25 protein-coding genes and 1 pseudogene are annotated in these 24,823 nt (G+C 71.1%); 14 read left to right on the plus strand and 12 right to left on the minus strand.

The genetic code is table 11. The features are described 5' to 3' along the window. Nucleotides 1–92 precede the first annotated feature (92 nt). The 3 genes from trpS to B1L11_RS39185 form a co-directional block, all read right to left on the minus strand. Nucleotides 93–1,178 (minus strand): tryptophan--tRNA ligase, encoded by a 1,086-nt coding sequence (gene trpS, locus B1L11_RS39175; protein WP_079320292.1) that lies wholly within the window; start codon nucleotides 1,176–1,178, stop codon nucleotides 93–95. A gap of 236 nt (nucleotides 1,179–1,414) precedes the next feature. After that, on the minus strand, nucleotides 1,415–2,686 hold the full coding sequence (locus B1L11_RS39180) for a hypothetical protein (protein ID WP_218671586.1): 1,272 nt from the start codon (nucleotides 2,684–2,686) through the stop codon (nucleotides 1,415–1,417). 128 nt (nucleotides 2,687–2,814) lie between these two features. Further along, complete coding sequence (locus B1L11_RS39185; protein ID WP_204049644.1) at nucleotides 2,815–3,444, minus strand: TetR/AcrR family transcriptional regulator; 630 nt, start codon at nucleotides 3,442–3,444, stop codon at nucleotides 2,815–2,817. Nucleotides 3,445–3,638: 194 nt separating this feature from the next. Here B1L11_RS39185 and B1L11_RS39190 point away from each other — a divergent pair, with 194 nt between their 5' ends. Together B1L11_RS39190 and pth are read left to right on the plus strand one after the other, a co-directional pair. Continuing rightward, nucleotides 3,639–4,238 (plus strand): 50S ribosomal protein L25/general stress protein Ctc, encoded by a 600-nt coding sequence (locus tag B1L11_RS39190; protein ID WP_079320294.1) that lies wholly within the window; start codon nucleotides 3,639–3,641, stop codon nucleotides 4,236–4,238. Between the two features lie 81 nt (nucleotides 4,239–4,319). Then, a complete protein-coding gene (gene pth / locus B1L11_RS39195) occupies nucleotides 4,320–4,931 on the plus strand; it encodes an aminoacyl-tRNA hydrolase (protein ID WP_079320295.1) in 612 nt (203 codons plus the stop codon). Here pth and B1L11_RS39200 read toward each other — a convergent pair. Then, a complete protein-coding gene (locus B1L11_RS39200; protein WP_079320296.1) occupies nucleotides 4,906–5,529 on the minus strand; it encodes an exonuclease in 624 nt (207 codons plus the stop codon). The genes pth and B1L11_RS39200 overlap by 26 nt on opposite strands. Nucleotides 5,530–5,669: 140 nt before the next feature. Here B1L11_RS39200 and B1L11_RS39205 point away from each other — a divergent pair, with 140 nt between their 5' ends. Genes B1L11_RS39205 through cysN form a run of 4 tightly spaced genes read left to right on the plus strand, consistent with a single transcriptional unit; the run spans nucleotide 5,670 to nucleotide 10,032 of the window. After that, complete coding sequence (locus B1L11_RS39205) at nucleotides 5,670–7,067, plus strand: sugar transferase (protein ID WP_256863274.1); 1,398 nt, start codon at nucleotides 5,670–5,672, stop codon at nucleotides 7,065–7,067. 3 nt (nucleotides 7,068–7,070) lie between these two features. Continuing rightward, on the plus strand, nucleotides 7,071–7,844 hold the full coding sequence (locus B1L11_RS39210) for a 3'(2'),5'-bisphosphate nucleotidase CysQ (RefSeq protein ID WP_079320298.1): 774 nt from the start codon (nucleotides 7,071–7,073) through the stop codon (nucleotides 7,842–7,844). Between the two features lie 11 nt (nucleotides 7,845–7,855). Beyond that, nucleotides 7,856–8,770 (plus strand): sulfate adenylyltransferase subunit CysD, encoded by a 915-nt coding sequence (cysD, locus tag B1L11_RS39215; RefSeq protein WP_079320299.1) that lies wholly within the window; start codon nucleotides 7,856–7,858, stop codon nucleotides 8,768–8,770. Next, a complete protein-coding gene (gene cysN, locus B1L11_RS39220) occupies nucleotides 8,770–10,032 on the plus strand; it encodes a sulfate adenylyltransferase subunit CysN (RefSeq protein WP_079320300.1) in 1,263 nt (420 codons plus the stop codon). Before cysD ends, cysN begins: the two co-directional genes overlap by 1 nt. A 119-nt stretch (nucleotides 10,033–10,151) precedes the next feature. Here the strand turns inward: cysN and B1L11_RS39225 are convergent, their stop codons facing one another. Genes B1L11_RS39225 through B1L11_RS39240 form a run of 4 tightly spaced genes read right to left on the minus strand, consistent with a single transcriptional unit; the run spans nucleotide 10,152 to nucleotide 12,958 of the window. After that, nucleotides 10,152–11,369: an NAD(P)/FAD-dependent oxidoreductase gene (locus tag B1L11_RS39225; RefSeq protein ID WP_079320301.1), complete on the minus strand. Its 1,218-nt coding sequence runs from the start codon at nucleotides 11,367–11,369 to the stop codon at nucleotides 10,152–10,154. A 17-nt stretch (nucleotides 11,370–11,386) separates the two neighbouring features. After that, a complete protein-coding gene (gene folE, locus B1L11_RS39230; protein WP_079320302.1) occupies nucleotides 11,387–11,986 on the minus strand; it encodes a GTP cyclohydrolase I FolE in 600 nt (199 codons plus the stop codon). A 1-nt stretch (nucleotide 11,987) separates the two neighbouring features. Next, nucleotides 11,988–12,416 (minus strand): hypothetical protein, encoded by a 429-nt coding sequence (locus B1L11_RS39235; protein WP_079320303.1) that lies wholly within the window; start codon nucleotides 12,414–12,416, stop codon nucleotides 11,988–11,990. Between the two features lie 32 nt (nucleotides 12,417–12,448). Next, nucleotides 12,449–12,958, minus strand: coding sequence for a DUF2231 domain-containing protein (locus tag B1L11_RS39240; protein WP_079320304.1), 510 nt, complete (start codon nucleotides 12,956–12,958; stop codon nucleotides 12,449–12,451). A gap of 129 nt (nucleotides 12,959–13,087) precedes the next feature. On the opposite strand from B1L11_RS39240, the gene B1L11_RS39245 reads away from it, so the two are divergent. The 3 genes and pseudogenes from B1L11_RS39245 to B1L11_RS53095 form a co-directional block, all read left to right on the plus strand. After that, nucleotides 13,088–13,777, plus strand: a complete 690-nt coding sequence (locus B1L11_RS39245; protein ID WP_204049651.1) for a metalloregulator ArsR/SmtB family transcription factor — start codon at nucleotides 13,088–13,090, stop codon at nucleotides 13,775–13,777. Nucleotides 13,778–13,944: 167 nt separating this feature from the next. Further along, nucleotides 13,945–14,865: a sulfotransferase gene (locus tag B1L11_RS39250; RefSeq protein WP_256863271.1), complete on the plus strand. Its 921-nt coding sequence runs from the start codon at nucleotides 13,945–13,947 to the stop codon at nucleotides 14,863–14,865. Then, nucleotides 14,862–15,365: pseudogene (locus tag B1L11_RS53095) on the plus strand (glycosyltransferase family 2 protein); the annotation flags it as partial. The gene B1L11_RS39250 and the pseudogene B1L11_RS53095, both read left to right, overlap by 4 nt. A 281-nt stretch (nucleotides 15,366–15,646) precedes the next feature. Here B1L11_RS53095 and B1L11_RS53100 read toward each other — a convergent pair. Next, nucleotides 15,647–15,823, minus strand: coding sequence for a hypothetical protein (locus B1L11_RS53100; protein WP_256863272.1), 177 nt, complete (start codon nucleotides 15,821–15,823; stop codon nucleotides 15,647–15,649). A 137-nt stretch (nucleotides 15,824–15,960) separates the two neighbouring features. Between B1L11_RS53100 and B1L11_RS39260 the strand changes: the two genes are divergently transcribed. Together B1L11_RS39260 and B1L11_RS39265 are read left to right on the plus strand one after the other, a co-directional pair. Continuing rightward, nucleotides 15,961–16,770, plus strand: a complete 810-nt coding sequence (locus B1L11_RS39260; RefSeq protein WP_256863273.1) for a WecB/TagA/CpsF family glycosyltransferase — start codon at nucleotides 15,961–15,963, stop codon at nucleotides 16,768–16,770. A gap of 375 nt (nucleotides 16,771–17,145) precedes the next feature. After that, nucleotides 17,146–18,156, plus strand: a complete 1,011-nt coding sequence (locus tag B1L11_RS39265; RefSeq protein ID WP_179155530.1) for a serine hydrolase — start codon at nucleotides 17,146–17,148, stop codon at nucleotides 18,154–18,156. Nucleotides 18,157–18,213: 57 nt separating this feature from the next. Here the strand turns inward: B1L11_RS39265 and B1L11_RS39270 are convergent, their stop codons facing one another. The 3 genes from B1L11_RS39270 to B1L11_RS39280 all read right to left on the minus strand — a co-directional run bounded on the left by B1L11_RS39270 (nucleotide 18,214) and on the right by B1L11_RS39280 (nucleotide 22,135). Next, the gene (locus B1L11_RS39270; RefSeq protein WP_079320308.1) at nucleotides 18,214–18,588 is read right to left on the minus strand and encodes a DoxX family protein; all 375 of its coding nucleotides are present in this window, start codon (nucleotides 18,586–18,588) and stop codon (nucleotides 18,214–18,216) included. A gap of 74 nt (nucleotides 18,589–18,662) precedes the next feature. Further along, nucleotides 18,663–19,106 (minus strand): hypothetical protein, encoded by a 444-nt coding sequence (locus B1L11_RS39275; protein WP_079320309.1) that lies wholly within the window; start codon nucleotides 19,104–19,106, stop codon nucleotides 18,663–18,665. Continuing rightward, the gene (locus tag B1L11_RS39280) at nucleotides 19,085–22,135 is read right to left on the minus strand and encodes a phosphodiester glycosidase family protein (protein ID WP_179155531.1); all 3,051 of its coding nucleotides are present in this window, start codon (nucleotides 22,133–22,135) and stop codon (nucleotides 19,085–19,087) included. The genes B1L11_RS39275 and B1L11_RS39280 overlap by 22 nt, the downstream gene beginning before the upstream one ends. Nucleotides 22,136–22,410: 275 nt before the next feature. On the opposite strand from B1L11_RS39280, the gene B1L11_RS39285 reads away from it, so the two are divergent. The 3 genes from B1L11_RS39285 (at nucleotide 22,411) to B1L11_RS39295 (ending at nucleotide 24,649) form a co-directional block, all read left to right on the plus strand. After that, nucleotides 22,411–23,034, plus strand: coding sequence for a dihydrofolate reductase family protein (locus B1L11_RS39285; protein ID WP_079320311.1), 624 nt, complete (start codon nucleotides 22,411–22,413; stop codon nucleotides 23,032–23,034). A 71-nt stretch (nucleotides 23,035–23,105) separates the two neighbouring features. Then, nucleotides 23,106–23,411 carry a YciI family protein gene (locus B1L11_RS39290; RefSeq protein ID WP_218671587.1) on the plus strand — a complete coding sequence of 102 codons (306 nt, stop codon included), beginning with the start codon at nucleotides 23,106–23,108 and terminating at the stop codon, nucleotides 23,409–23,411. Beyond that, nucleotides 23,408–24,649, plus strand: coding sequence for an RNA polymerase sigma factor (locus tag B1L11_RS39295; RefSeq protein ID WP_079320313.1), 1,242 nt, complete (start codon nucleotides 23,408–23,410; stop codon nucleotides 24,647–24,649). Before B1L11_RS39290 ends, B1L11_RS39295 begins: the two co-directional genes overlap by 4 nt. Nucleotides 24,650–24,823 lie beyond the last annotated feature (174 nt).

Consider the following 24,823-nt stretch of genomic DNA (forward strand, 5'->3'; position numbering starts at 1 on the left):
AGTGAGTCACGCTGCCGACGACGCGGCCTGAACCGTCGAATCCATCGACGGCGAGGAGCTGCAAGCTCGGTCGTTCATGGCCGAGAAGCTGACTAGAGAGAGTTCATCGCCGCGCGCACCTCCCTGAGCGTTGCGTCGGCGATCGCGGTGGCGCGTTCGTTGCCCTCGCGGAGCACCCCGCGGATGTGGGCGCGGTCCCCGGCCAGCTCTGCGCGGCGCGCCCGGATGGGCGCGAAATAGTCGTTGATCGCGTCGGTGACGACGGCCTTCAGCGCGGCGGCTCCCCGGCCGCCGATCTCCTCGGCCACCTCGTGCGGGTCCCGGTCGAGGCACAGCGCGGCCAGGAGGACCAGGCTGGAGACCTCGGGCCGGGCCACCGGGTCGTACGTGATGTGGCGGTCCGCGTCGGTCTTGGCGCCGCGGATCATCCGGGCGGTCTCGTCGGCGGTCGCGGCCAGGGCGATGGCGTTGCCCCGGCTCTTGCTCATCTTGCCTCCGTCGGTGCCGAGCAGCAGCGGGGCCGCGGACAGCAGGGCCTCGGGCTCGGGGAACACGGGGCTCGACGGGGTGCCGTAGCGGTTGTTGAAGCGGCGCGCGACGGTGCGGGCGACCTCAAGATGGGGCAGCTGGTCCTGCCCGACCGGGACGAGGCTTGCCTTGCAGAACAGGATGTCGGCGGCCTGATGGACCGGATAGGTGAACATCAGCCCGCTGACCGCCGACTGGCTCGAATGGGCGATCTCGTCCTTGACGGTGGGGTTGCGGCCCAGCTCGGAGACCGAGACCAGGCTGAGGAACGGCAGGAGCAACTGGTTGAGCGCGGGAATCGCACTGTGCGTGAAGATCGTGGCCCGGTCGGGGTCGATGCCGGCGGCCAGGTAGTCGAGCACCAGGTCCTCCACGTGCTCCGCGAGCCGGTCGGCCACGTCGCGGTCGGTCAGCACCTGATAGTCCGCGACGAGCACCATCATGTCCACGCCCAGGTTCTGCAGGCGGACGCGGTTCTGCAGGGTGCCGAAATAGTGCCCGAGGTGCAGCCGGCCGGTCGGGCGGTCCCCGGTCAGCGCGCGGAATCCTCCGGGCCGCTCCCGGATCGATCTCTCCAGTTCGGCGCTGCGCCGTCGCGCGGCGGGCACGCCGAGGTCGTCGGACGTAGTGGTGTCGAGGGTCGTGCTCATGTGGTCTCTCCTTGGCAGGTGGTCCGCCGTTCCGACGGCGACCCCTCGTCCAGGGAGCACGAAAAAGGGCCGTCCATCCGAACGGCCCGGTCGTACGCGTGTGAGATGGCCGCTCCTACGTGGAGCGCCACCAGCCCTGGCACAGCGTACGAATCACGCGGCCAGTGTAACGGCCACCAAAGGCCCTGCGGGAGACCCCGAGCGAAGCACGGTGTTCGGGGATTGTGGGGGAGTCCTTACGGCTCGGTCAGTGGGATGACCCGGCGGAACTTGCCGCCGGGTTCCTGCTGTGGCGGTTCGTCGGCGCGTTCGAGGGTGATGTCGGCGACCCTGTGCTCGGTGAGCAGGCGGGTGATCTCACCGCGTACGGTCTGCCATACCGGGTCGGCGTCGGCGCCGTCTGTGGGCCGCAGGCGCACGCGCAGGGTGCTGGGCGCGGTCTGGACGAGTTGGAACTGCCCGATGCCGGGGAGGCGGTCCAGCAGGGTACCGAAGAGCATCGGTGACATAGTGACGGGCTCGCCGTGGGCGGTGGGAAACCTGAGCAGGTCGGCGGCGCGGCCCTGCACCTTGACGGCGGGGAACACGCTGCCGCACGGGCACGGGTCGGGCCGCAGCAGGACGCTGTCGCCCAGGTCGTAGCGCAGGAACGGCTGGACCCGGTTGGCGAGGTTGCTGAGCAGGACCGTGTGCGACAGTTCGCCTGGCGGAGTCGGCCGGTGGTCGGCGTCGACGGGCTCCAGAACGGCCCAGTCACTGTTGACGTGATACCAGCCGTGCGCGCAGCCGATGGAGAGGAAGCCGCACTCGGTGGCGGCGTACGCGGCGCGGACCTTGGCGCCGAATACGGCGGCGAGCCGCCTTCTGAGGTCCATGGTCAACGTCTCGCCGCCTGGGATGACCAATGCGGGGCGGATACGCAGGCGGCCGGCTTCCTGCTCACCGGCCAGTACCGTGAGCATGCCGAGGAAGCCGCTGAGGACGGCGGGGTTGAACCGGTTGAGCTCGTCGACAAGTTCCGGCAGCGGCCGGCGGATGGAGAAGACCCGCATCCTGCGGCCGAGCCGCGGGTGGTCCAGCTGGAACCGGGCCGTTCCAGCCACGGTGTAGAAGTGACCGCCGGGTGCGGTGGCGATGGCCGTCCGGCCGCCGCGGGCGAGTATGCGGATCGCGTCGCGGGCGCCCACCAGGCCGGCGGCCCGCGACCCGAGGGCGGTTTCCATGCTCGTGCTCCGCTCGTCCAGTAGGAAGAGGCCGCGCACGCCGCTGGTACCGGAGGTGGTGGCCACGAGGTACCTGTTCAGGAACCGGTGTCCCACGAGGCCGGGGTCCGCCACGAAGGTCTCCACCTTCTCCAGGGTCACCTCACGGTCGGTGACCCAGTCGTCGAACCGGGCCATCAGCTTCTTTTTGTCGGTGACCGGGAGCAAGGCCGGGTCGTCGATCTGCTCCGGCAGTTCCCGATACAGCTCCCGGTAGTACGGCGAGTTCGCGCGTGCGTAAGCCACCAGATCGGCCAGGCGGGCACGCTGTCTCCGGGCAATTTCTTCGGGCGCTTCCCGCGCTGCCCGCCGCGCGTCGCGGGCGAGCTGTCGGCGGCTTTCCCTCATGCTGCTCAGATCCTTCCCCGGTCTCGTTACTGCCCGTCGAATCGTTGTGGTGCCGAGAGCAGGCCGTACGTGGCGACGTCGAGGGCGTGTGCGGCGGCCTCCCACAGCTGGTCCTGCGACCGGCCGAGCTGCGCGCTCGTCACACTGGCCTGCTGGATGGCGCCGAGCACGGCCCCGGTCATCGCCGCCGCGGTGACCGGATCCAGCGCGCCCGGGAACGCCTTCAACAACTCGGCCGCGATCCGCTGCTGCAGGTCCAGCAGGAGATGCAGCCCCTTGGCCTGCAGCGTCGGCGTCGTCAGGGCCAGCCGGGCCGCTGCCGACAGCTCTGCGGGCTCCCTGCGGGGAACGTTGGGCCGGCGGTGGGTGGCGTACTCCTGCACCGCCCTCCGCAACACCTGACCGGGGCTTTCCTCGGGTCGGCGGCCCGCGATCGCGGCGAGCAGTACGTCGAGCTCCAGGTCGAGCTCGTTGAACAGCACCTCAGCCTTGGTGCGGAAGTAGTTGAAGAACGTCTTGGTATCGACATCCGCCGCCTCGGCGATCTCCGCCACCGTGGTCTCGTCGTACCCCTGCTGCTCGAACAGCCGGATCGCCGCCGAGATGATCCGCTGCCTGGTCAGCCGCTTCTTCCGTGCACGTCGCGACTCCTCCACGGCAAAAACCTACATCATGGGGAAACTTCCATTCAATGGACAAAGTTGGTGACGTTCGTGAACGAGCGCTCGTGGCATGCCTCCGGCAGGAGGCGCGGTAGGGTGGTTGAGTTGCGCTCGTAACGCCTTCCGCTAGGGCGGGTGAGGGGGAGCGCGTCAATCCGCCGATCGAGTCATCCCCTAGGAGATGTGCCGTGTCCGAAGTACGTATCGCCGCCGAGCTTCGCAACGAGTTCGGCAAGGGTGCCGCCCGCAAGATCCGCCGGGCGAACAAGGTCCCCGCCGTCCTGTACGGCCACGGCACCGAGCCCAAGCACCTGACCCTCCCCGGCCACGACCTGCTGCTCGCGCTGCGCACGCCGAACGTGCTCATCCGCCTGCAGGGCGAGGGCGTGGACGAGATCGCGCTGCCCAAGGGTGTCCAGCGCGACCCGATCAAGGGCTTCCTCGAGCACGTCGACCTGCTGCTGGTCAAGCGCGGCGAGAAGGTCACCGTCGAGATCCCGGTCACCGTCACCGGCGACCCGATCGGCAGCGCCATGGTCGAGCAGCAGCTCGTCACGATCTCCGTCGAGACCGAGGCGACTCACATCCCGACCGGTGTCGAGGTGGACGTGGACGGCAAGGACGCCGGCTTCGCGGTGCACGCGAGCGACCTGAAGCTGCCTAGCGGCACCACGCTCGCCGGCGACCCCGAGGCCCTGGTGCTGCAGGTGATCGGCGCCCCGGCCGCCGAGCTGCCCGAGGAGGGCGAGGCCGCCGCCGAGGGCGAGAGCGCCGAGGCCGCCGAGTAGGACTTCGTTCGTGAGAGAGTCCTCCACAGGGTGTCCTGTGGAGGACTCTTCCATGTGGGACAGACAGCGGAGGAGACAGCGATGTCCGACACGTCCGCGCAGCGGTGGCTGGTGGCGGGCCTGGGCAACCCGGGGCCGGAGTACGCCGGGAACCGGCACAACGCGGGCTTCATGGTGCTCGACGAGCTGGCGGCCCGAGTCGGCGGGCGGTTCAAGGCGCACAAGTCGCGGGCCGAGGTGGTCGAGGGCCGCCTGGCCGGGCTCCCGGTCGTGCTGGCCAAGCCGCTGTCGTTCATGAACCTGTCGGGCGGGCCGGTGAAGGCGCTGGCCGACTTCTACAAGGTCACCCCCGACCGGGTGATCGTGGTCCACGACGAGCTGGACATCCCGTACGGCGCGCTGCGCGCGAAGATCGGCGGCGGGGACAACGGCCACAACGGCCTGAAGTCGATCACGAAGTCGCTCGGCACGCGCGACTACCCGCGGATCAGGTTCGGCATCGGCCGCCCGCCGGGCCGCATGGACCCGGCGACGTTCGTGCTGCGCGACTTCGCCACGGCCGAGCGCAAGGACCTGCCGTTCCTCGTGGACCGGGCGGCCGACATGGTGGAGTCGCTGATGACCGCCGGTCTGGAGGCCACGCAGAACCGCTTCCACGCCGCCGACCTCAATCCGGCGAAGCCGCCCCGCTGACGTCGCTCGCGTCGCGCTCGCGGGTGGCGCCCGGCCAGAGCATGAGGTTCTGCAGCAACTCCGCCTGCTCGACGGCGTCGTCGAGCGCGTTGTGGGTGTGCGGGCGCCGCGACCGCACCTCGCGCGGCATCTGACGCTTGGTCGCCCAGGCCACCGGCACCACGGCCTTGGCGGCGTACAGCGTCTTGATGTCGATGCACCGGGAGTGGCCGAAGGGCGACTGCCCGGTGAAGCGGAGGAAGTACCAGTACATCCACATCCAGTCGTACGACAGCGGGAAGGCCGCGAGCACCGGCAGGTCGTCGCCGCACACCTCGCGCACCCAGGCCGCCGCCGCCGTCATCGCCTCGGCCGGGTCGCGTCCCTCACGCAGCAGCGTCGCCCGGTCGAGGCCGCTCACCGCCAGCGCCTCCGGCACGTAGTCGTCGCTGATCGGACGTAACTCGGCGTAGAACGTCAGGGACTCCGGGTCGGTCCGCTCGAACCGCCGCCCGGTCATCCGGCCGGCCACGGTCATGCCGAAGCTGACCATCGAGTACGGCCCTGGAATCGGGCCGTCCGCCTCGACATCAACCGATATGTACGTTTCGGCTTTCAACGAATCTCCCTGAGATGTCGGTGCGGGCGGCTAGCATTCCAGCACGGTCGGTAGTCGGAGAATCACAGGGGGCGACAGTGCTGGACGGCGACACGTCCTCGGTCGCCGTGGGCACCTCCCGGGGTTCGCCCGCCCATCCGATGCCGCGGCCGCCCGCGTGGGCCGTCCGGTATCGGCTCGTCGCGGCCCTCTGCGACATCGTGGGCGCCCTTCTCGCGGGGGTCACCGCCGTGGTGATCCGGTTCGGCGAGGTTACTCCGTACGTGATGCCGTATGTGGTGGCGAGCGCCGTGCTGCCCGCCGTCTGGGTGGTGATCCTGGTCCTGAGCCGGGCGTACGAGCCGCGCCTGATCGGCGTGGGGGCCGAGGAGTTCCGCCGGGTCGCGCGGGGCGGCTTCACGCTGATCGCGGGCGTCGCGATCGCGGCGTACGCGTCGAAGACCGAGATCGCCCGCGGTTACGTGCTGATCGCGCTGCCGCTCGCCACCGTCCTCACCCTCGGGGCGAGGTATGGCCTGCGGCAGCGGCTGCACCGCAGGCGGGCCAGGGGCGAGGGCTGCATGCGCAGGGTCGTGGCGGTGGGCCACCGGGCGGCGATCGCCGAGCTGGTCGGCACCTTCCGCAGGGAGCGCTACCACGGGATGGAGGTGGTGGCCGCCTGCGTGCCCGCCCGTGCCGCCGGCCGGGTCGCGGACGTGCCGGTGCTCGGCGACTTCACCGACGTGCCGCTGGTGGTCGAGCAGGTCCGGGCGGACACGGTGGCGGTGCTCGCCTGCCCCGAGATCGACGGCACGGCCCTGCGCAGGCTGGCCTGGCGGCTGGAGCGGACGCGCACCGACCTCGTGGTGGCGCCCGCGCTGATGGAGGTGGCCGGCCCGCGTATCGCGATCAGGCCCGTCGCCGGCCTCCCGCTGCTGCATGTGGAGCATCCCGAGCTGGCGGGAGGGCGCCGGCTCGTCAAGGACGTGTTCGACCGGCTGGTCGCCGCCGCGGCGCTGGTCGTGCTCGCCCCGCTGCTGGCCGCCGTCGCCGTGGCCGTACGGGCGACCAGTCCGGGGCCCGCCCTGTTCCGCCAGCGGCGGGTCGGCAGGGACGGCGTGGAGTTCACGATCCTGAAGTTCCGCACGATGCGGCGGGACGCGGAGGCGCGCAAGATCGAGCTGGTCAGCGACGCCGACGGCGTGCTGTTCAAGGTGCGCAGGGATCCGCGGGTGACTCCGCTCGGCGCCGCGCTGCGGCGTTACTCACTCGACGAGCTGCCGCAGCTCGTCAACGTGCTGCGGGGCGACATGTCGCTCGTCGGGCCGCGCCCGCCGCTGCCCGAGGAGGTCGCGCGGTATGGCGACGACGTGCGCCGCAGGCTCGTGGTCCGGCCCGGGATGACCGGGCTCTGGCAGGTCAACGGCCGGTCCGACCTCTCCTGGGAGGAATCGGTACGGTTGGACCTGCGTTATGTCGAGAACTGGTCTCTCATGCTGGATCTGCAGATCTTATGGAAGACGTGGTCTGCGGTCGCACGCGGGGCGGGAGCGTACTGAGAAATGACGATGCGGGACGACCATTCCCTCGCCGGAGAGCTGGCGACGGAGGCGGGGGAACGCCTCCTGGAGCTGCGCGCCCGTCTCGGGTTCGAGGACGGCCGGGCGCTGAAGGACGCGGGGGACCGCGCGTCCCACGAGTTCCTCATGGACGCCCTGAGGCGACTGCGTCCGGACGACGCCGTGCTGTCGGAGGAGGCGACCCGCGAAGAGCGGATGGACCCCCGGCGGCTGTCGGCCGAGCGCGTGTGGATCGTGGACCCGCTCGACGGCACCCGTGAGTTCTCCGAGCAGGGCCGCGCCGACTGGGCCGTCCACGTGGCCCTGTGGGAACGCGGTGCCCTCACCGCCGGAGCGGTCGCCCTGCCCGCCCAGGGGCGTACGCTGACGACGGCGGCGCCGCCCGAGCTGCCGGAGAAGGTTCGCGAGCCGTTCCGCATCGCGGTCAGCCGCACCCGGCCGCCCGAGTTCGTCCGTGAGCTGGCCGCCCGCCTCGGCGGGGAACTCGTCCCCATCGGCTCGGCCGGCGCCAAGATCGCCGCGGTCCTCACCGGAGAGGTCGAGGCGTACGTGCACGCCGGGGGCCAGTACGAGTGGGACTCGGCCGCGCCGGTCGCGGTGGCGGTCGCGGCGGGGGCCCATGCGAGCAGGATCGACGGCTCACCCCTGACCTACAACCAGGGGGACCCTTCGCTGCCGGATATCCTGGTCTCCCTACCGGATCTGGCGCCAACGTTGCTCGCCGGAATCCGTGACCTGCATCGCCAGACTCCGTGAAGGAAGTCCCCATGCTTCAGCGTGACTACACCACGTCACAGCTCGACGTGCTCGAGGCCGAGGCGATCCACATTATGCGTGAGGTCGCGGCCGAGTTCGAGCGCCCGTGTCTGCTCTTCTCCGGCGGCAAGGACTCCATCGTCATGCTGCGGGTCGCCGAGAAGGCCTTCTGGCCGGCGCCGATCCCCTTCCCCCTGATGCACGTCGACACCGGGCACAACTTCCCCGAGGTCATCGAGTTCCGCGACCGGCGGGTCGCCGAGCTTGGGGCGCGGCTGGTGGTCGCGTCGGTCCAGGCGTCCATCGACGCCGGGCGGGTGGTCGAGCAGACCGGACGGCGGGCCTCCCGCAACCGGCTGCAGACCACGACGCTGCTGGACGCCATCGAGGAGCACGAGTTCGACGCGGTGTTCGGCGGGGCCCGGCGCGACGAGGAGAAGGCCCGGGCCAAGGAGCGGGTGTTCTCCTTCCGGGACGAGTTCGGCCAGTGGGACCCGAAGAACCAGCGTCCCGAGCTGTGGAACCTCTACAACACCAAGATCAGCAGGGGTGAGCACATCCGCGTGTTCCCGCTGTCGAACTGGACCGAGCTGGACGTGTGGCACTACATCCGGCGGGAGGGCATCGAGATCCCGTCGATCTACTTCGCCCACTCGCGCCGGGTCTTCGAGCGCGACGGCATGCTGCTGGCCGACGCCGAGGTGGTCCAGCGGGGCGACGACGAGCCGGCGTTCGACGCGGTCGTCCGCTACCGCACGGTCGGTGACATGACCTGCACCGGCGCCGTCGCCTCCACCGCCACCACGGTCGAGCAGATCATCGAGGAGATCGCCGTGACCCGGATCACCGAGCGCGGCGCCACCCGCGCCGACGACCGGGCCTCCGAGGCCGCCATGGAAGATCGCAAGAAGGAAGGCTACTTCTGATGGACATCCTTCGTTTCGCGACGGCGGGCAGCGTCGACGACGGCAAGTCGACGCTGATCGGGCGGCTGCTGTTCGACTCCAAGGCGATCTTCGAGGACCAGCTCGAGGCGGTCGAGCGCACCTCCCGCGACCGGGGCACGGAGTACACCGACCTGTCGCTGCTCACCGACGGCCTGCGGGCAGAGCGCGAGCAGGGCATCACGATCGACGTTGCCTACCGTTACTTCGCCACGCCCAAGCGGAAGTTCATCATCGCCGACACCCCCGGGCACATCCAGTACACCCGGAACATGGTCACCGGCGCCTCCACCGCCGACCTGGCGATCATCCTGATCGACGCGCGCAAGGGCGTGCTGGAGCAGTCGCGGCGGCACGCCTTCCTGACCACGCTGCTGCGGGTGCCGCACCTGGTGCTCGCGGTCAACAAGATGGACCTCGTCGACTACTCCGAGGCCCGGTTCGAGGAGATCCGCGAGGAGTTCACCTCGTTCGCCAGCAAGCTGAACGCGACCGACCTCACGTTCATCCCGATCTCGGCGCTGCACGGCGACAACGTGGTCTCCCGCTCGGAGAACATGCCGTGGTACGAGGGCTCCTCGCTGCTGCACCACCTGGAGAACGTGCACATCGCCTCCGACCGCAACCTGGTCGACGTGCGCTTCCCCGTGCAGTACGTCATCCGCCCGCACAGTGCGACCAGCCAGGAGCTGCACGACTACCGCGGGTACGCCGGGCAGGTCGCGGGAGGCGTGCTCAAGCCGGGCGACGAGGTGCTGCACCTGCCCTCCGGCCTGACCACGACGATCACCGCGATCGACACCTTCGACGGCCCGGTGGAGGAGGCGTTCGCGCCGATGTCGGTCACGCTGCGCCTGGGTGACGACATCGACATCTCCCGGGGTGACATGATCTGCCGGCCGAACAACCAGCCGCAGGTCGCCCAGGAGATCGACGCGATGATCTGCTGGATGGCCGACGGCCTGAAGCTCCAGCCGCGCTCCAAGCTGATCATCAAGCACACCACCCGTACGGCCCGGGCCCTCGTGCGCGACCTGCACTACCGGCTCGACGTCAACACCCTGCACCGGGACGAGTCGGCCACCGCCCTCGGCCTGAACGAGATCGGCCGGGTGTCGCTGCGGACGACCCAGCCGTTGTTTGTGGACGACTACGCCCGCAACCGCCTCACCGGCGGCTTCATCCTGATCGACGAGGCCACCAACGGCACCGTCGGCGCCGGGATGATCGTCGACGCGCGCTGACCGGCGCTCGCCGAAGGATCTGGAAGGTCCACTCGGACGGCCTGCGGGGCGAGGCACAGGACAGTGAGCCGGCTCATGGAGTCGGCGCTGCCCGTGCCCCTTCCGCAGGCCATGTCGCTCTACGGGGTGGTGAGGATCTCCAGGGGCACGCTGGGGTCGGCCAGCGCTTGGGGGGTGACGGGTGTTCCGGTGCGGATCAACGTCTTGATCGGCTCGACGACGTCCCAGACGTTGACGTTCATGCCGGCCAGGACGCGATCGCCGCTGAGCCAGAAGGCGACGAACTCCCGTGCCGCGACGTCGCCCCGGAAGACGACCTGGTCGTAGCCGCCGGGCTCGACGTGGCCGACGTACTCCATGCCGAGGTCGTACTGGTCGGTGTAGAAGTAGGGCAGCTCCTCGTAGACCGCGTCCCGGCCCAGCATGGCGGCGGCGGCGACCGCGGGCTGCTTGAGCGCGTTGGCCCAGTGTTCGACCCGTACGTGCCTGCCCAGCAGAGGGTGGTAGGCATTGGCGACGTCCCCCGCGGCGACGATGTCCGGGTCGCCGGTGCGCAGGGCCGCGTCCACCACGATGCCGTCGTCCACGTGCAGCCCCGCGGACAGGGCGAGCCGTACCTCGGGTTCGGCGCCGACACCGACGAGGACGGCGTCGGCGGCGATCTCGCCGCCGTCGCCCAGACGTACGCCCGAGGGTGTGATCTCGCTGACGGCGGCCCCGAGCCGGAGGTCGACGCCGTGGTCACGGTGCAGGTCGGCGAAGATCCGGGCGGCCTCGGGTCCGAGCACGCGCAGCAGGGGCAGCCGCGCCGCCTCCAGCACCGTGACCGCGACGCCCGCCTGCCGGGCGGCGGCGGTGACCTCCAGCCCGATCCAGCCGGCCCCGATCACCGCCAGCCGGGACACGCTCCCGAGGACGTCCTTGAGCCCCTCGCAGTCCTCGATCCTGCGCAGGTAACGCACGTGGGGTGCGTCCGCGCCGGGGATCGGCGGCTTTCGCGGGCGGGCGCCGGTGGCCAGTAGCAATTTGTCGTATTCGATCGCACTGCCGTCGGCCAGTTCGACACGGTGAGCACCGCGGTCGAGGCCGGTCGCGGCCACGCCGAGCCGCAGTTCGACGTCGTGGTCGGCGTACCAGCCTTCCTGGTGGACGAAGACGCCGGCCCGGTCGGTCGTGCCCGTCAGGTAACCCTTGGACAGCGGGGGCCGCTCATAGGGGCGGTGCGGCTCGGCGCCGATCAGCGTGATCCGCCCGTCGAATCCCTGCTCGCGCAGGGCTTCGGCGGCCTTGGCGCCGGCCAGACCGGCTCCGACGATCACGAACCTCTGCTGTGTCACGGCGATGGTCTCCTTGTTCAGGGGCGGGTGCCGGTGAGGGCGAAGAACTCTTGACGGGATCGGGCGTCCTCCCGCAGGACGCCCAGCAGCGTCGAGGTGACGGTGGTCGAGCCGACGGCCCGTACTCCCCGCAGGGTCATGCAGGTGTGCTCGGCCTCGATCACGACGCCGACCCCCGCGGGTCGCAACCGGTCGGAGATCCAGTCGGCCACCTGTTTGGTGAGCCGTTCCTGCACCTGCGGCCGGCGGGCGAAGTGCTCGACGACGCGGGCCAACTTGGACAGTCCGAGGATGCGGTCGCCGGGGAGGTAGCCGACATGAGCGACTCCGGCGAAGGGCAGCAGGTGATGCTCGCAGACCGAATGGACCGGGATCGCCCGGGCCAGCACGAGTTCGTCGTAGCCCTCCTCGTTGGGGAAGGTGGTCAGGTCGAACGGGCGTGGCGTGAACAGTTCGGCGTACGCCCGGGCCATCCGCGCCGGAGTCTCCCGCAGGCTCTCGGAATCCGTCGGGATGCCCAGCGCCTCCAGGAACTCGCCGGCCGCCCGCTCGGCGGCGGCCAGGTCCACACCGTCGCGCGGCTCGGCGATCACCCGCAGGGCGCTACCGGAACGCATCTCAGCCGCCGTTCATGCCGAGCGCGGCCAGCAGCACCAGCACCACGGTGGCCACTGCCAGCAGACCGTGTCCGGCCACGACCGCGACCGGGAAGTGCCGCTCGGGCGGTCCCGCCGTGCCGGTGGCGCCGGGCCCGCCGGCCACCGCCGTACGGGCGCGGTAGGCGGGGACCCACCGGGCGAACATCGCGAAGCCCAGCAGCGCGACCGGGACCAGCAGGACCAGCGCGACCCACGCCAGAGCGGTGATGCCGGCGAACAGGAACACGATCCACACGACCAGCCCGGCGGCGGCCAGCGCGAAGTGACCGAAGATCAGACCTGGTGAGAAACGGCTGGTACGCCGGCCGCCTCTGGCGATCCAGACGCCCAGCATCACGAAGCCGCCCACCGCGGTGAGCAACCAGGTGACCAGTGCCGCGATACCCATGAAGTTCTCCTCCTGCGTTGGTGGGATGAGGGTCAGCGCCGGAAACCGTCGGCCTGGGTGGCCTCGTCGGCCACTCGTACGCCATAGCGGTAGGCGAGCTTGCCGCCCAGATAACCGGAGACCGCGAGCAGCGCCAGGCTGCCCGCCGAGAGCAGCAGCGGACCGAGCGCGACCGCGCCTGCCGCCGTGCCGGCCTGACGCCACAGGAAACCGGCGGCGTACGCGGCGGTGATCACGAGGTTCAACCCCATGTGGAGCAGACCCGTGCGGAACACCGGGGTGCCGGGCGGGATGGCGAACAGGTCGAGGAACCCGGCCATCGCCGCGGCCAGCGCGCCGAGCACGCCGATGGCGATCAGCCACTTCGAGCCCTCGGCCAGGAAACCCGGATCGGGCGCGAACCGGGACGCCAGGTCGAAGACCATGCTCGCCACCCAGGTCCCGATGGGCACCGCGACCAGCATGGGGTGGAACGGATGGCCGTACGGCCCGGCCAGGACCGCGCTCACCGGTCGTTTCGCGTCGTGCAGTCCACCGGTCATCCGGACCTCCGCATGCGCCGCTAGTTACGCCAATGAATGTTGGTCTTATTCGGCCTGACGGTCAAGGTGTTCGCGTACATCGAAGGGGCTATGGTTTTCGACCGTAGAGGCGGGCGTTATCGTGGCAGGGTGACGACGGATCCCTCGATCAGCGCGGTGGCCGCGCTGGACGACGAGCTGCGGCAGGGCATGTACGCCTACATCCGTGGGGCGCGTCGTCCGGTGACCCGGGACGAGGCCGCCGCCTCGGTCGGGATCTCCCGCAAGCTGGCCGCCTTCCATCTGGACAAACTGGTCGACGCCGGCCTGCTGCGCGCCCGCTATGAGGCGGTCGGCGGCATCCGTAAGGTCGGCCGCACCCCGAAGGTCTACGAACCCACCGAGACCGACATCCGCGTCATGATCCCCGAACGCCGGCACGAGGTGCTGGCCGACATCCTCATGGATGCCGTTCTCGCGGAGAGCGAAGGGGAGAGCGCCCGCCAGGCGGCGGTCCGGGTGGCCTGCCGGCGCGGCGAGGAGATCGGCGCCGCGGAACGCGCCCGGGTCAAGCCCGGACGGCTCGGCGCCGAACGCGCTCTCACCCTGCTCGAAGGCCTGCTCGCGCGGCACGGCTTCGAGCCCGGCCGCGAGTCTCCCACCTGCGTACGGCTGCGCAACTGCCCGTTTCACCCACTGGCGGCGCGAGCCCCCGAACTGGTCTGCGGTGTCAACCACGCCTTCCTCGACGGCATGCTCACCGGTCTGGAAGCCACCAGGGTGCGGGCCGTCCTGGTGCCGCGGCCGGGAGAGTGCTGTGTCGAACTGCGCTCCTCCTGAGCGGGTTTTCCGGCGAAAGCATGACCTCTCGCGGCAATGTTCACCGCCCCCGCGCCGCCGGGTTCCGCTGCGGGCGGCGGGCTCGTAGATCCTTTTGGCGATCGGCGGCCGTCCGATTACCCTGCGCGCTAGGGTCGTCACGTTTCGCATCCATTCATGGAGGACACGTGGCCGACGCTCAGCCGGTGATCTTCGTGGGCGGCCTGGGACGCAGCGGTAGCACTCTGCTCGAACGCCTCCTCGGCGAGGTGCCCGGCGTGGCGCCGCTCGGCGAGGTCGTCCACCTGTGGGACCGCGGCGTACGCGCCGACGAGCCGTGCGGCTGCGGGCAGCGGTTCTCCCAGTGCCCGTTCTGGACGAAGGTGGGCGCCCGCGCGTTCGGGCAGTGGCGGCAGAGCCAGGCGGGGTGGCTGCCCGGCCTGCGCGCGCGTGTCGACCGGACCCGCCGCGTACCCGCCCTCGCCCTCGGGCTCACGACCCGTGAGGCCGAACTGGCCGAGTACGTCCGGTCGTACTCCCGCATCTACGCGGCGGCGGCGGAGGTGGCCGACGCGCGGGTCGTCGTCGACTCCAGCAAGCACGCCTCCCTGGCGTACTGCCTGGCGGCGATCATGGAGATGCGGGTCGTGCAGGTGGTGCGCGATCCGCGGGCGGTGGCCGCGTCGTGGCGGCGCAGGGTGCGCAGGCCGGAGGACGGGCGGCCGATGACCCGCTGGACCCCCGCGCGCACCGCCGTCCACTGGCTGGCCCAGAACCTCGCCTTCGAGGTGCTGCGCCGCAAGGGCGTGCAGGTCGTCCGGGTGCGGCACGAGGACCTGGTGCGCGATCCGCGCGCGACCCTGGGACGCCTGGCCGCGCGGCTCGGGCTTCCCGCCGGTGGCCTCGCCTTCCTGGACGACCGCGAAGCGCTGCTCGGCGTCGCGCACACCGTCTCCGGCAACCCGATGCGTTTCTCCGTGGGCCCGATTGAGATACGCCACCGTCCGGCGCCCCTGCCCCGGTCCCAGCGGTCGGCTGGTCACCGCGATCACCTCCCCTCTGCTCTTCTACGGCTATCGCCTCGCCTACCGGCGGGAGCCCGGGGATGAGGCCGTCCGTCGGCGTGGTCATCCCCACCCGGGGTGACCGGCCCGGCCCGCTGCGCGCCGCGCTGACCGGCGTGCTCGCCCAGGAGTACGCCGGCCGGGTCGAGGTGGTGGTCGTGGCCGACGAGGTCCCCGCCTCCCTCGTCGCCCAGCAGGTGTCCGGCGTCGCCGGTCCTGTCGCCGGTTCTGTTGCCGCTTCTGCTGCCGGTCCTGTTGCCGGTTCTGCGGCCGCCGAAGCGGTTCGGACCGTCCGCGTGCTGGGCAACCGGCGTGCCGCCGGCCTGCCGGGCGCGCGCAACACCGGGATCTCGGTGCTCGGCACGGATCTCGTCGCCTTCTGCGACGACGACGACCTCTGGCTGCCCGGCAAGCTGTCCGCCCAGGTCACCGCGCTGGCGGAGGAGCCCGAGGCGGGCTTCGCGAGCTGCGCCGTCGAGGTCGAGTACGGCGACCGCCGGGTGCCGCGGCTGGCCGGCACCGGCCGGGTGACCCATCGGCACCTCACCCGCTCGCGCATGATGATGGTGCACTCCTCGACGTTCCTGTTCCGCCGGGGCTGGACGTGGGTGGACGAGAGCGCGCCGGCCGGTCAGAACGAGGACTGGGACCTCGCACTGCGGGCCGCCTGGCGGCATCCGATCGTCCACGTCGACCGGCCGCTCGTGCGGGTGCGCTGGGGCTCTTCGCACTACGTGGGGCGCTGGGCCGACCGGATCGCGGGGCTGGAGTGGATGCTCGCCCGGCATCCCGGGCTGGCCGCGGAACCGCGGGGCGCGGCCCGCGTCTACGGGCAACTCGCCTTCTGCCACGCCGCCCTCGGACGGCGGCGCGAGGCCGCCCGCTGGTCGCTGCGCGCCTTCTCCGCCCGGCCGGCGAACCGCGGGCGGCGGTGGCGCTGGCGGTCGCCGGAGGGCTGGTCAGCCCGCGCGCCGTGCTGCACGCCCTCCACCTTCGCGGCCACGGCATCTGATGCCAGAGCCTGCGCCGGTTTCGGCCCCACGAGGACCGTCCCGTACTGTGCTGCCCCGCACTGCTCGGCCTGGTCGGGGAGTCGAGCCGACGGGGCAGGCAGGCGGCGGCGCCGTGGTGCCCCTGCCGGTGGGACGTGGCCGTACCGGCAGGGTGGAGATCGCGGGTGTACGGCTCGACCCGCTGACCGAGGCGCAGGTCGTGGAGCACATCATCGGGGCGTCGCTGCGTGGACAGGGCGGTCATCTCGTCACCCCGAACGTGGACATCTGCCGCGCCGCTGGACGCGACCCGTCGTTGCGGGAGCTGGTCAACGCCGCCGACCTCGCGGTGGCGGACGGCATGCCGCTGGTGTGGGCTGCCCGGTTGCTCGGCCGTACGCTGCCGGAACGGGTGACCGGGGCCGACCTGATCTGGTCGTTGACCGAGGCGGCGGCCGTACACGGGTTGCCGGTCTATCTGATCGGGGGCCCGGCGGGGGTGGCCGAGGCGGCGCGGGACGCGTTGTGCGAGCGCCATCCCGGCCTCGTGGTGGCGGGGGTGGACGCTCCGCCGTACGGGTTCGAGACCTGCGCGGCGGCGCTGGCGGAGGTGCGGGCGCGGCTGGTCGCGGCGCGACCGGCACTGGTGTTCGCCGGGCTCGGCTTCCCCAAGCAGGACCGCCTGATCGCCGCGCTCCGGGACGGCCTTCCGGGCGCGTGGTTCGTCGGGTGCGGGGCGGCGATCGCCTTCGCGGCCGGTTCGGCGCGGCGGGCGCCGGCGTGGATGGGCGACCACGGGCTGGAATGGCTGTTTCGCCTGATCGGTGAGCCGAGGCGGCTCGCCCGCCGCTACCTGCTCGACGACCTCCCCTTCGCTCTCCGTCTGCTGACCGGCTGCCTGCTGCGCCGCCTCACGCATCGGGACCGCAAGGAGATCCCCTCGATGACCTGCCGATGATCCCGCCACGTCGGCTGTGGGCCTGTTGGGGCGGAAGTTCAGAGATGACCCTGATGGTGAGTAAGGGGCTGGTAGGGGTGCGCGGGGGGCGTTCCCGGATGAGGCGGACAGCCGTCGTCCGACAGGCTCCGAGGCATGACTCCCAAGCCTTGTTTCTCCGACCGCACTCCGGCTGCCGCACGGCCGCGTCGCACGCGGATGCCGCTGGCGGTGCTGTCCTGCGTGACCTTGGCCGCAATGATCACCGGCACCGCCGCTCCGGCTATGGCTGCTCCGGCTGTGACAACCGCTGTCACCGCCGATCGTGCCCACAGTTCGCTTCCCAGGCTGGACCCTGACACCCTTCAGCGTGCGCTGTCCAGTGCGCCTGACAGGGTGACGGCGGCGCTGGCACAGGTCAGCGGGCCGGCCGGGAAGTGGAGTGGCACGTATGGGGTCGCCGACACGGTGACGGGAGAGCCTGTGCCGGTCGACGGCCGGTTCCGCCTCGGTAGCGTCACCAAGGCCTTCATCGCCACGGTGGTGCTGCAGATGGCCGCCGAGGACAGGGTCGACCTCGGCAAGCCCGTTCAGCGGTACCTCCCGGGCGTGCTCCCCGATAGCTACCCGCCGATCCCCGTACGCTCGCTGCTCAACTTCACCAGCAGCCTGCCGGAGCTGACAGCGGACGATCTGCCGACCACTCCGGAGGGGATAGTCGAGCACCGCTTCGACGACCACCCGTTCGCCGAACTGGTGGCGATGGCGGTACGGCACGACCGGCCCTTCAAAGACCCCGGCACAACGCAGGTCTACGGAGCCACCGGCTACTACGTCGCCGGGATGCTCATCGAGAAGCTCACCGGCAACAGCTACCAGCAGGAGATCACCAAGCGGATCCTGCGCCCGCTGCATCTGCGGCACACGACCGCCCCGCAGACCGACACCACGATCCCCGGCCCCCACTCCCACGGCTACATCGCCGTGCCCCAGGCAGGCGGCGGAACCCAGCTGGTCGACATCACCGACCAGAACCCGGGCGCCGGCGGCATGATCTCCACGACGGGCGACCTGGACCGCTTCCTGACCGCCCTCTTCCGGGGACGTCTCCTGCCGCCCTCCCAGATGGCCGAACTGTTCACCGTTCCCGATGTCGCCTACCTCGGCGGTACCGCCCAGGACCCGGGCCACGGCCGGGCCTATTACAGCGCGGGACTGATGCGGGTCACCCTCCCCGACGGAGTGACCGTCTGGGGCAAGACCGGCAGCACTTTCGGCTACACCGACGGCATGTTCACCACCCGCGACCTGCGCCGCCGTCTCGTCTACTCCTTCAACCCCATCACCGGCGGCGGCAACGACTTCGCGCTCGTCACCCGGCTCATCGGCGCAGCCTTCGGCTCCTGAGAAACCCCGCCCCCTCGGCAGCGGGCCACGCAGGGCCTTCGGGCCGCGAAGCGGAGGCTAGAAGGCGTACGGGCCGAAGCGGCCCCAGGCGACGACGACGGCCAGGACCAGGAGCACCAGGTTGACGACGATGACCTGGGACTCGGCGCGGCGGGCGTGGACGACGACCGCTCCGGCCATGATCAGGGCGACGCCGAGCGCGGCGAGCGGCGTCAGCACCGGGGCGATGCCCGTGACGGCGGGCAGGACGAGGCCGAAGGCGATCAGCACCTCGAGAGCGCCGAGGCCCTTGACCGCGCCCGCGGAGAAGTCCTCGGTCCAGGCCATGCCGGACATGGCCAGCCTGTCCTTCGGCTGGGCGAGTTTCATCACCCCGGCGACGAGGAAGGCGAGAGTGAGCAGGCCGGCGATGACCCACAGGACGACGTTCATGGGGAGTCCGTTCTTGCGACTTCAGAGCGCAATGTAGCGGATGGGCGGGCCGCGGCCGTCGTCGCGGATCGCCGTCACACCTGTCGCGACCGCGTATGGGGGAACGGCGGGCCGGCCGCCCTCGGTGAGGGAGGCCGGCCCGTCGCTCTCATCAGGCCTACTGAGCTGCTCTCATCGGGCCTGCTCGGCCACGGTGATCGTGGCGAGGCGGTCTGCCCTCCCGACGTGACCGTGAGGGTGGCCTGGCCGGGCCGTACGCCGGTCAGCGTGTGCGTGGACACGTCGAGGACCGCGACGACGCCGTGGCGGCGTGCCGCCTTCTTCGCGTCCGCGGCCGACTCGGCCACGGCGAGGGCGCGGTCGCCGCTCCACGTCACGCTGGCCGGGTACGCCAGCGGGAACGTCAGGTTGGCGCCGCTGGTGCTGCCCGTCGCCGAGACCTCCGCCGAGGCGTCCGGGGCGAGCGTGCCGGGCGCCGACAGGGAGATCTTGTCGATCAGCGGGTTCGTCCGCGCCACGATCCAGCCGCGGGTCTCCGGGCTGGGACGGCCCGCCTCGACCTTTCCCGGCCGGGGTCGACGCCGACGAGGTCCCACCCGAAGAACCCGCCCTTGTCAGGCGAGCTGTAGGGCGTCTTGCCCACCGGCGGCGTGGTGACCTCCAGCACGCCGTCCGATCTGGTGGCGGCGGCGGTGTGGGCGTGGCCGGTGAACAACACGACCGGCTTGCCCGACGACTCGCGCCAGTCGGCGAGCCACTTCTCGACGAGGTCCGCCTCGCGCTGGTCGGAGAACTGGGACGCGCCCGCCCCCGAGGGGTCGCGGAGAGGGTGGTGGAAGACGACGGCGACGGACTTCACCGACCTGTCCTTCGCCGCGGCGTCCAGGTCCTGCCGCAGTTGCGGCACCTGCGACCAGTCGGACGACCGAAGCCCGCCCAGGGTGGTGTTGAGCAGGACGAAGCGGGTGCCCTTGTGGTCGAACACCTGGTGGGCTTGCCGCCCGGTGGCGAGGAAGTTGTCGAGGGTGCCCGTCGCCGTGGCCCCGGACTCGTGGTTGCCCGGCGTCCAGTAGACCGGCAGGTCAGCCGGCACGTTGGCCTTGAGCACCTCCTCCGCGAGCGCGAAGTCGGCCGGCGTGTTGTTGTCCACGAAGTCGCCGTTGATCACGATGAAGTCGGGCTTCGCGGCGACGGCCTGCTTCAGCGCGGCGGCCGCCTGCTGCGCCGCGAACGACGTCGTGCCCCCGGCCGCGCCCACGTGCAGGTCGGACATGATCGCGAACCGCCAGCGCGTACGGTCGATGCCGGCCTGCTCCAGGACGAACGGATCGGGGGTCCGGGCGTCGCCGGTGGCCAGATCCTGCCCGACCAGCGCGGTGAGCCCGTCGAACCTGAGCTGTCCCGCGTCCTTGGCGAGGTTGGACGTCTCCACCACGTACACGTTGAGCAGCGTGATCGGCTCGGTGAAACCGGTGGGCAGGGCGCCCTCGACCCACTTCCACCCGGTCCAGTCGACGACGGAGGCGAAGGTGAAGGGGACGTTCGTCGTGCCCTGCGACCGCAGCGTGGCCCGCAGCCAGTGCCCGCGGCCGTCGCCGTGCACCCACATGCCGAGCCGCCTGGTGCCGGTCGGCAGGGTGAGCGGCCCGGGCTTGGCCACCGCGTACGCCGCCGAGGTGCCGGAGGTGCCGCTGAAGTCGTAAGTGAGCGCGAGTGCCTGGTTGCCGGCCGCCGCGCCGGGACGGTCCGCGGCGTCGACGCTCGCCACCGTCGCGGTGGCCTTGGCGGTCGACACGCCCCAGGGCTCGCCGCCGTCGAACTCGGCCAGCGACCCGCGCTTCAGCCCGACGGCGACGGGCAGGTGCGCCACCTTGCCCTGGACGGTCGCGGTGATCACGGCGCCGCGGCCGTCGGCCGTCTCCAGCCCGGTGACCGCGAACGACCCGTCGTCCCGCGGCTCCACCTTCACCACCGAGGTGTCGTAGTCCAGGTCGACGTCGCGCGCGGCGATCGGCGCGTCGAAGCCGTCGGCGTCGGTGCCGGTGACCCCCACGACAGCCGAGCCGCCGGCGTCCAGGGTCAGGCTCGTTTCGGTGAACGCGACGGTGGACAGGGCATCGAGCACGCGGACGTCCGCCGCGCCGTGCGCCCGCCCCGAGCGGGCCTCGACCTCGCCCTCCCCGGAACGCTCGGCGTGCAGCACGCCGTCGCGCACCGTGCCCAGCTTCCCGGCGTCCCAGCGGACGGAGTTGCCCTTGCCGCCGTCGAGGGCGACCGGGGCGTACGACTCGTCGTACCCGGCGGCGGAGACGCGGAGGGTGAGTCCGGGGAAGACGCGCGGCGCGCTCGTCCGCACCGCGATGCCCTTGAGGGCCCCCGATCCCTTCGCGGCGAACAGCCCGACTCCGCTCGGGATGGGCCGTTCACCGCCGTCCGACGGGGTGTTGACCACGCTCACCCCGGCGTCCCCGGGCGTGCGGGCGACGAGATCGGACGAGCCGCCGCCGTCGAGCATGAACGCCTCGTCCGCGCCGAGCCGTACGAGGAGCTTGGCCGTCTCGTCGAAGCTCAGACCGGCCGAGAAGTTGGCCGAGCCGTCGACGGTCACGAGCAGCAGCCGCCTGCCGCCGTCGCGCCAGCCGATCGCCGTACGCGGCTTCGGCGCGTCGTTGCCCGTCGAGGGCGGGAAGTCGATCGCCTGACCGTCCCGCACGAGGACCGCTCCGCTGCCCAGCGCGGTGCGCAGCTTCGCGGAGGAGTCGGTGCGCAGGCCCGTGGTGAGCGTCACCGGGTCGCCGGTCTTGGCGGTGGCGAGCGGGGCCGCCGCGTTCCCCACGCCCACGACCACCAGGCCCCCGGCGGGCACCGGGGTCGTCGTGACCGTGTCGTTCACCGCCGTGACGACGCCGCCGGAGACGACCAGTTCGGTGACGGGCGTGGCATGGCCGATCAGCGTACGCAGGCCGGGCCCCCACTGGTCGGTGAAGACGGAGACGGCGTTCGCGGGCAGGGATGCCGAGTTGAGCGAGGCGACCGGATGGTCCGTGCCGCCCACGGTCACCGTGCTCTCCAGCAGCGCGCTCGCGAGCCGGGCGATCTTGTCCTCGCCCACCGAGGCGACCGTGGCGGGCTGGGTGGTCGCCTTGCGCACCTGGCCGTCCCTGACCTCGGGGCCGATGACCGCGTTGGTCTGGTTGATGTCGTAGTAGTCCCCGTTGACCGCGGCCACGGCTCCCGCGGCGTCCGCCGACTTCGACAGCGCCCGCGTCTCGGTCAGCGTGCCGCCGACCATGCCCACGTCCACCCGGTCGTCCGCCAGGTCGGCGTTGAGCACGTGCGCGCGGGTCCAGCCCGTACGGCCGAAGGTGTCGAACGACGTCAGCACGATGCCGGGGGCGATCACGCGGTCGGTGCGGGCCGCCTCGACCGACTCGCCGGGGACGGTGGTCTGGTAGCCGGGCGGTTCGGCCGGCCTGTCACCGGGCGGCGCCTCGGCCCATGCCGTCCCGCCGACGGCCACGGAGCCCGCGGCGACGACGGCTGCCACGACGACAACGTGCGCAAATTTGCGCATTTTGTACCTCCAAGCATTAACGGGCCTGAAGGTAGACAATCTCTAAACCGATCTTCCGTCCACGGCATGACGCCGCCATGACCACACCATGAACGACGGATCTGCTTTCGGGGGGTGCGCTCGGCGACCGCGTCCCGAAAAAGTTTTTCGAAAAATCCGGGAGGTGGTGTCGGATCGGGGCGGTGGTGTTCGTAGCAGGGGTGAGGCCGCCCACAAGGGGACGGCGCCACGGTAAAGGAACCGCGATCATGAAGCTGACGACCATCACTCAGGTCACCGTCGACGGGGTGGTGCAGGGAAACGGCGGCGCGTCGGACGAGGACCGCAGGAACGGATTCGAGCGCGGCGGATGGGCCCTGGGCAAGGGCGACAACGAGACCCACGCGTTCATCAACCAGACCTACCAGCGCGCCGAGGCGTTCCTGTTCGGCCGGCGGACCTACGAGCTGTTCGCCGGCTCGTGGGGGACCATGACGGTCCAGGATGCCCCTGGCTGGGAGGGCGTCGTGGAAGCGTTGAACACACGGCCCAAGTACGTGGCGTCGACCACGCTCATGGAGCCGGCGTGGTCGGACACGACCGTCCTGTCCGGAGACGTCGCGGCCGCCGTCCGGGAACTGAAGGCCAAGCCGGGGGGTGAGCTGCAGGTGCACGGCAGTGGCATCCTGATCCGGTGGCTGCTGGAGAACGATCTGGTCGACGAGATGACTCTGATCATCGTCCCGGTGGTCGTCGGCCAGGGCGCGCGGCTGTTCCCCGACGCTGGCCCCGATCTCGCGCTCGGCCTGGTCGAGTCGCGCGTCGACTCCAAGGGCGTGACGATCCAGGTCTACCGGCCGGCCGGGCGCCCGCAGTATGCGCCAACGGCCTGAAGTCCCTGACCACCGAACCACGTTGTCCTGACACCACAGGAGATGATCTTCAGATGCGGTACCTGGTTTCCGTGATCGACGACATGAGCAATCCCGGCAGCACGGACAGGCAGCCTGCCATCAGCGCGTTCAACGAACGACTCATCGCCGAGGGTTACTGGGTTTTCTCGGGCGGACTCGCGGCCACCGACGCGGCCACCGTCATCGACAACCGGGGCGAGCAGGCGGTGTTCAGCGACGGGCCTTTCGTGGAGTCGAAGGAGTACCTCGCCGGTGTCTGGGTGTGGGAGGCCCCCGATCTGGATGTGGCGCTCAAGCTCGCCGCCGAGGCGTCGAAGATCTGCGATCGGAAGATCGAAGTGCGGCCGTTCCTGTGAACGACCTTGACGTCCGTGATGTGATCATCCGGGCCCACCGTGAGGAGTGGGCACGGGTGGTCGCCTCCCTGGCCAGGCGCTTCGGTGACCTCGACATCGCCGAGGAGGCGGCGGCCGAGGCGTTCGCGACCGCCGTCCAGCGGTGGCCGGCCGACGGCGTGCCCCCCAACCCGGGCGCCTGGCTGACCACTACCGCCAACCGCCAGGCCATCGACCGGATCAGGCGCGAGAACAAACGCGACGACAAGCACAGGAAGGCTCAGATGGTCTACGACGATGACCCGCCCGAGCCTGTCGGCGCCATCGACGACGACCGGCTCCGGCTGATCTTCACCTGCTGTCACCCGGCGCTGGCGATGGAGGCCCGCGTGGCGCTGACGCTGCGCATGGTCGCCGGCCTGACCATGCCCGAGATCGCCCGCGCCTTCCTGGTGGCCGAGAGCGCCATGGGGCAGCGGATCACCCGGGCGAAGGCCAAGATCAAGGCGGCGCGCATCCCCTATCGGGTGCCGTCGGCGGAGGATCTCCCGGCGCGCGTCTCCGGCGTCCTGGCCGTCCTGTTCCTCGTCTTCAACGAGGGCTACCTGGCCACCGGCCCCGACACCGATCCCGTACGGCGCGAGCTGACCGCCGAGGCGATCCGGCTCACTCGCCTGATCCGCGAGCTCCTGCCACAGGACGGTGAGGTGGCCGGGCTGCTGGCGCTGATGCTCCTCATCGAGGCCCGCCGCCCCGCCCGGGTCTCGGCCGGCGGCGAACTGGTCGCTCTCGACGAGCAGGACCGTGGGGCCTGGGACGCGGAACTGATCGCCGAGGGTCATCGGCTTGTGCGCGAGCGCCTCGCCGCTGCCGCCGCCGGGGTGGCTCCGGGTCGCTACCAGATTCTCGCGGCGATCAACGCCGTGCACACCTCCGCCCGCGACATGCGCGACACCGACTGGTCGCAGGTCCTCGCCCTCTACGACCAGCTCGTCCGCCTCGACCCCTCGCCGATCATCGCCCTCAACCGGGCCATCGCGGTCGCCGAGCTCGACGGCCCGGAGGTGGCACTGGCGGCCGTCGACCGTCTCGAGTCCCAGTTGGCCGGCTATCACGCCTACCACGCCACCCGCGCCGACCTGCTGCGCCGGCTGGGCCGCGGCCGGGAGTCGCGCGCGGCCTACGACAAAGCTATCGACCTGGCCGGCAACACCGCCGAGATCGCCTACCTGACCCGCCGCCGCGACCAACTGCGTTGACGCGCTCCTCGGCCTGAAGGCCGGGGATTCAGCCCGTGCCGCGCGGTCATGCGGCACCTCTGAGGCTTCCTGCTTCCTCGCGCTGTGCCAGGCCGGGGCCTGGTCTTACCTGCGCTCCACAGGCGTTTAGTCTCTCCGCCCGTCCGGCGGCGAGGATGTTCTTGGCGGCGTTGA

The organism is Microbispora sp. GKU 823 (assembly GCF_002027145.1).
GTDB classification, from domain to species: domain Bacteria; phylum Actinomycetota; class Actinomycetes; order Streptosporangiales; family Streptosporangiaceae; genus Microbispora; species Microbispora siamensis.

Bases quoted from the DNA above. Each gene is read 5' to 3' on its own strand.
- trpS (WP_079320292.1), bottom strand. From the start codon at position 1,178: ATGAGCACGACCCTCGACACCACTACGTCCGACGACCTCGGCGTGCCC.
- pth (WP_079320295.1), top strand. From the start codon at position 4,320: ATGTCCGACACGTCCGCGCAGCGGTGGCTGGTGGCGGGCCTGGGCAAC.
- B1L11_RS39205 (WP_256863274.1), top strand. From the start codon at position 5,670: ATGCCGCGGCCGCCCGCGTGGGCCGTCCGGTATCGGCTCGTCGCGGCC.
- B1L11_RS39210 (WP_079320298.1), top strand. From the start codon at position 7,071: ATGACGATGCGGGACGACCATTCCCTCGCCGGAGAGCTGGCGACGGAG.
- cysD (WP_079320299.1), top strand. From the start codon at position 7,856: ATGCTTCAGCGTGACTACACCACGTCACAGCTCGACGTGCTCGAGGCC.
- cysN (WP_079320300.1), top strand. From the start codon at position 8,770: ATGGACATCCTTCGTTTCGCGACGGCGGGCAGCGTCGACGACGGCAAG.
- folE (WP_079320302.1), bottom strand. From the start codon at position 11,986: ATGCGTTCCGGTAGCGCCCTGCGGGTGATCGCCGAGCCGCGCGACGGT.
- B1L11_RS39235 (WP_079320303.1), bottom strand. From the start codon at position 12,416: ATGGGTATCGCGGCACTGGTCACCTGGTTGCTCACCGCGGTGGGCGGC.
- B1L11_RS39240 (WP_079320304.1), bottom strand. From the start codon at position 12,958: ATGACCGGTGGACTGCACGACGCGAAACGACCGGTGAGCGCGGTCCTG.
- B1L11_RS39270 (WP_079320308.1), bottom strand. From the start codon at position 18,588: ATGAACGTCGTCCTGTGGGTCATCGCCGGCCTGCTCACTCTCGCCTTC.
- B1L11_RS39285 (WP_079320311.1), top strand. From the start codon at position 22,411: ATGAAGCTGACGACCATCACTCAGGTCACCGTCGACGGGGTGGTGCAG.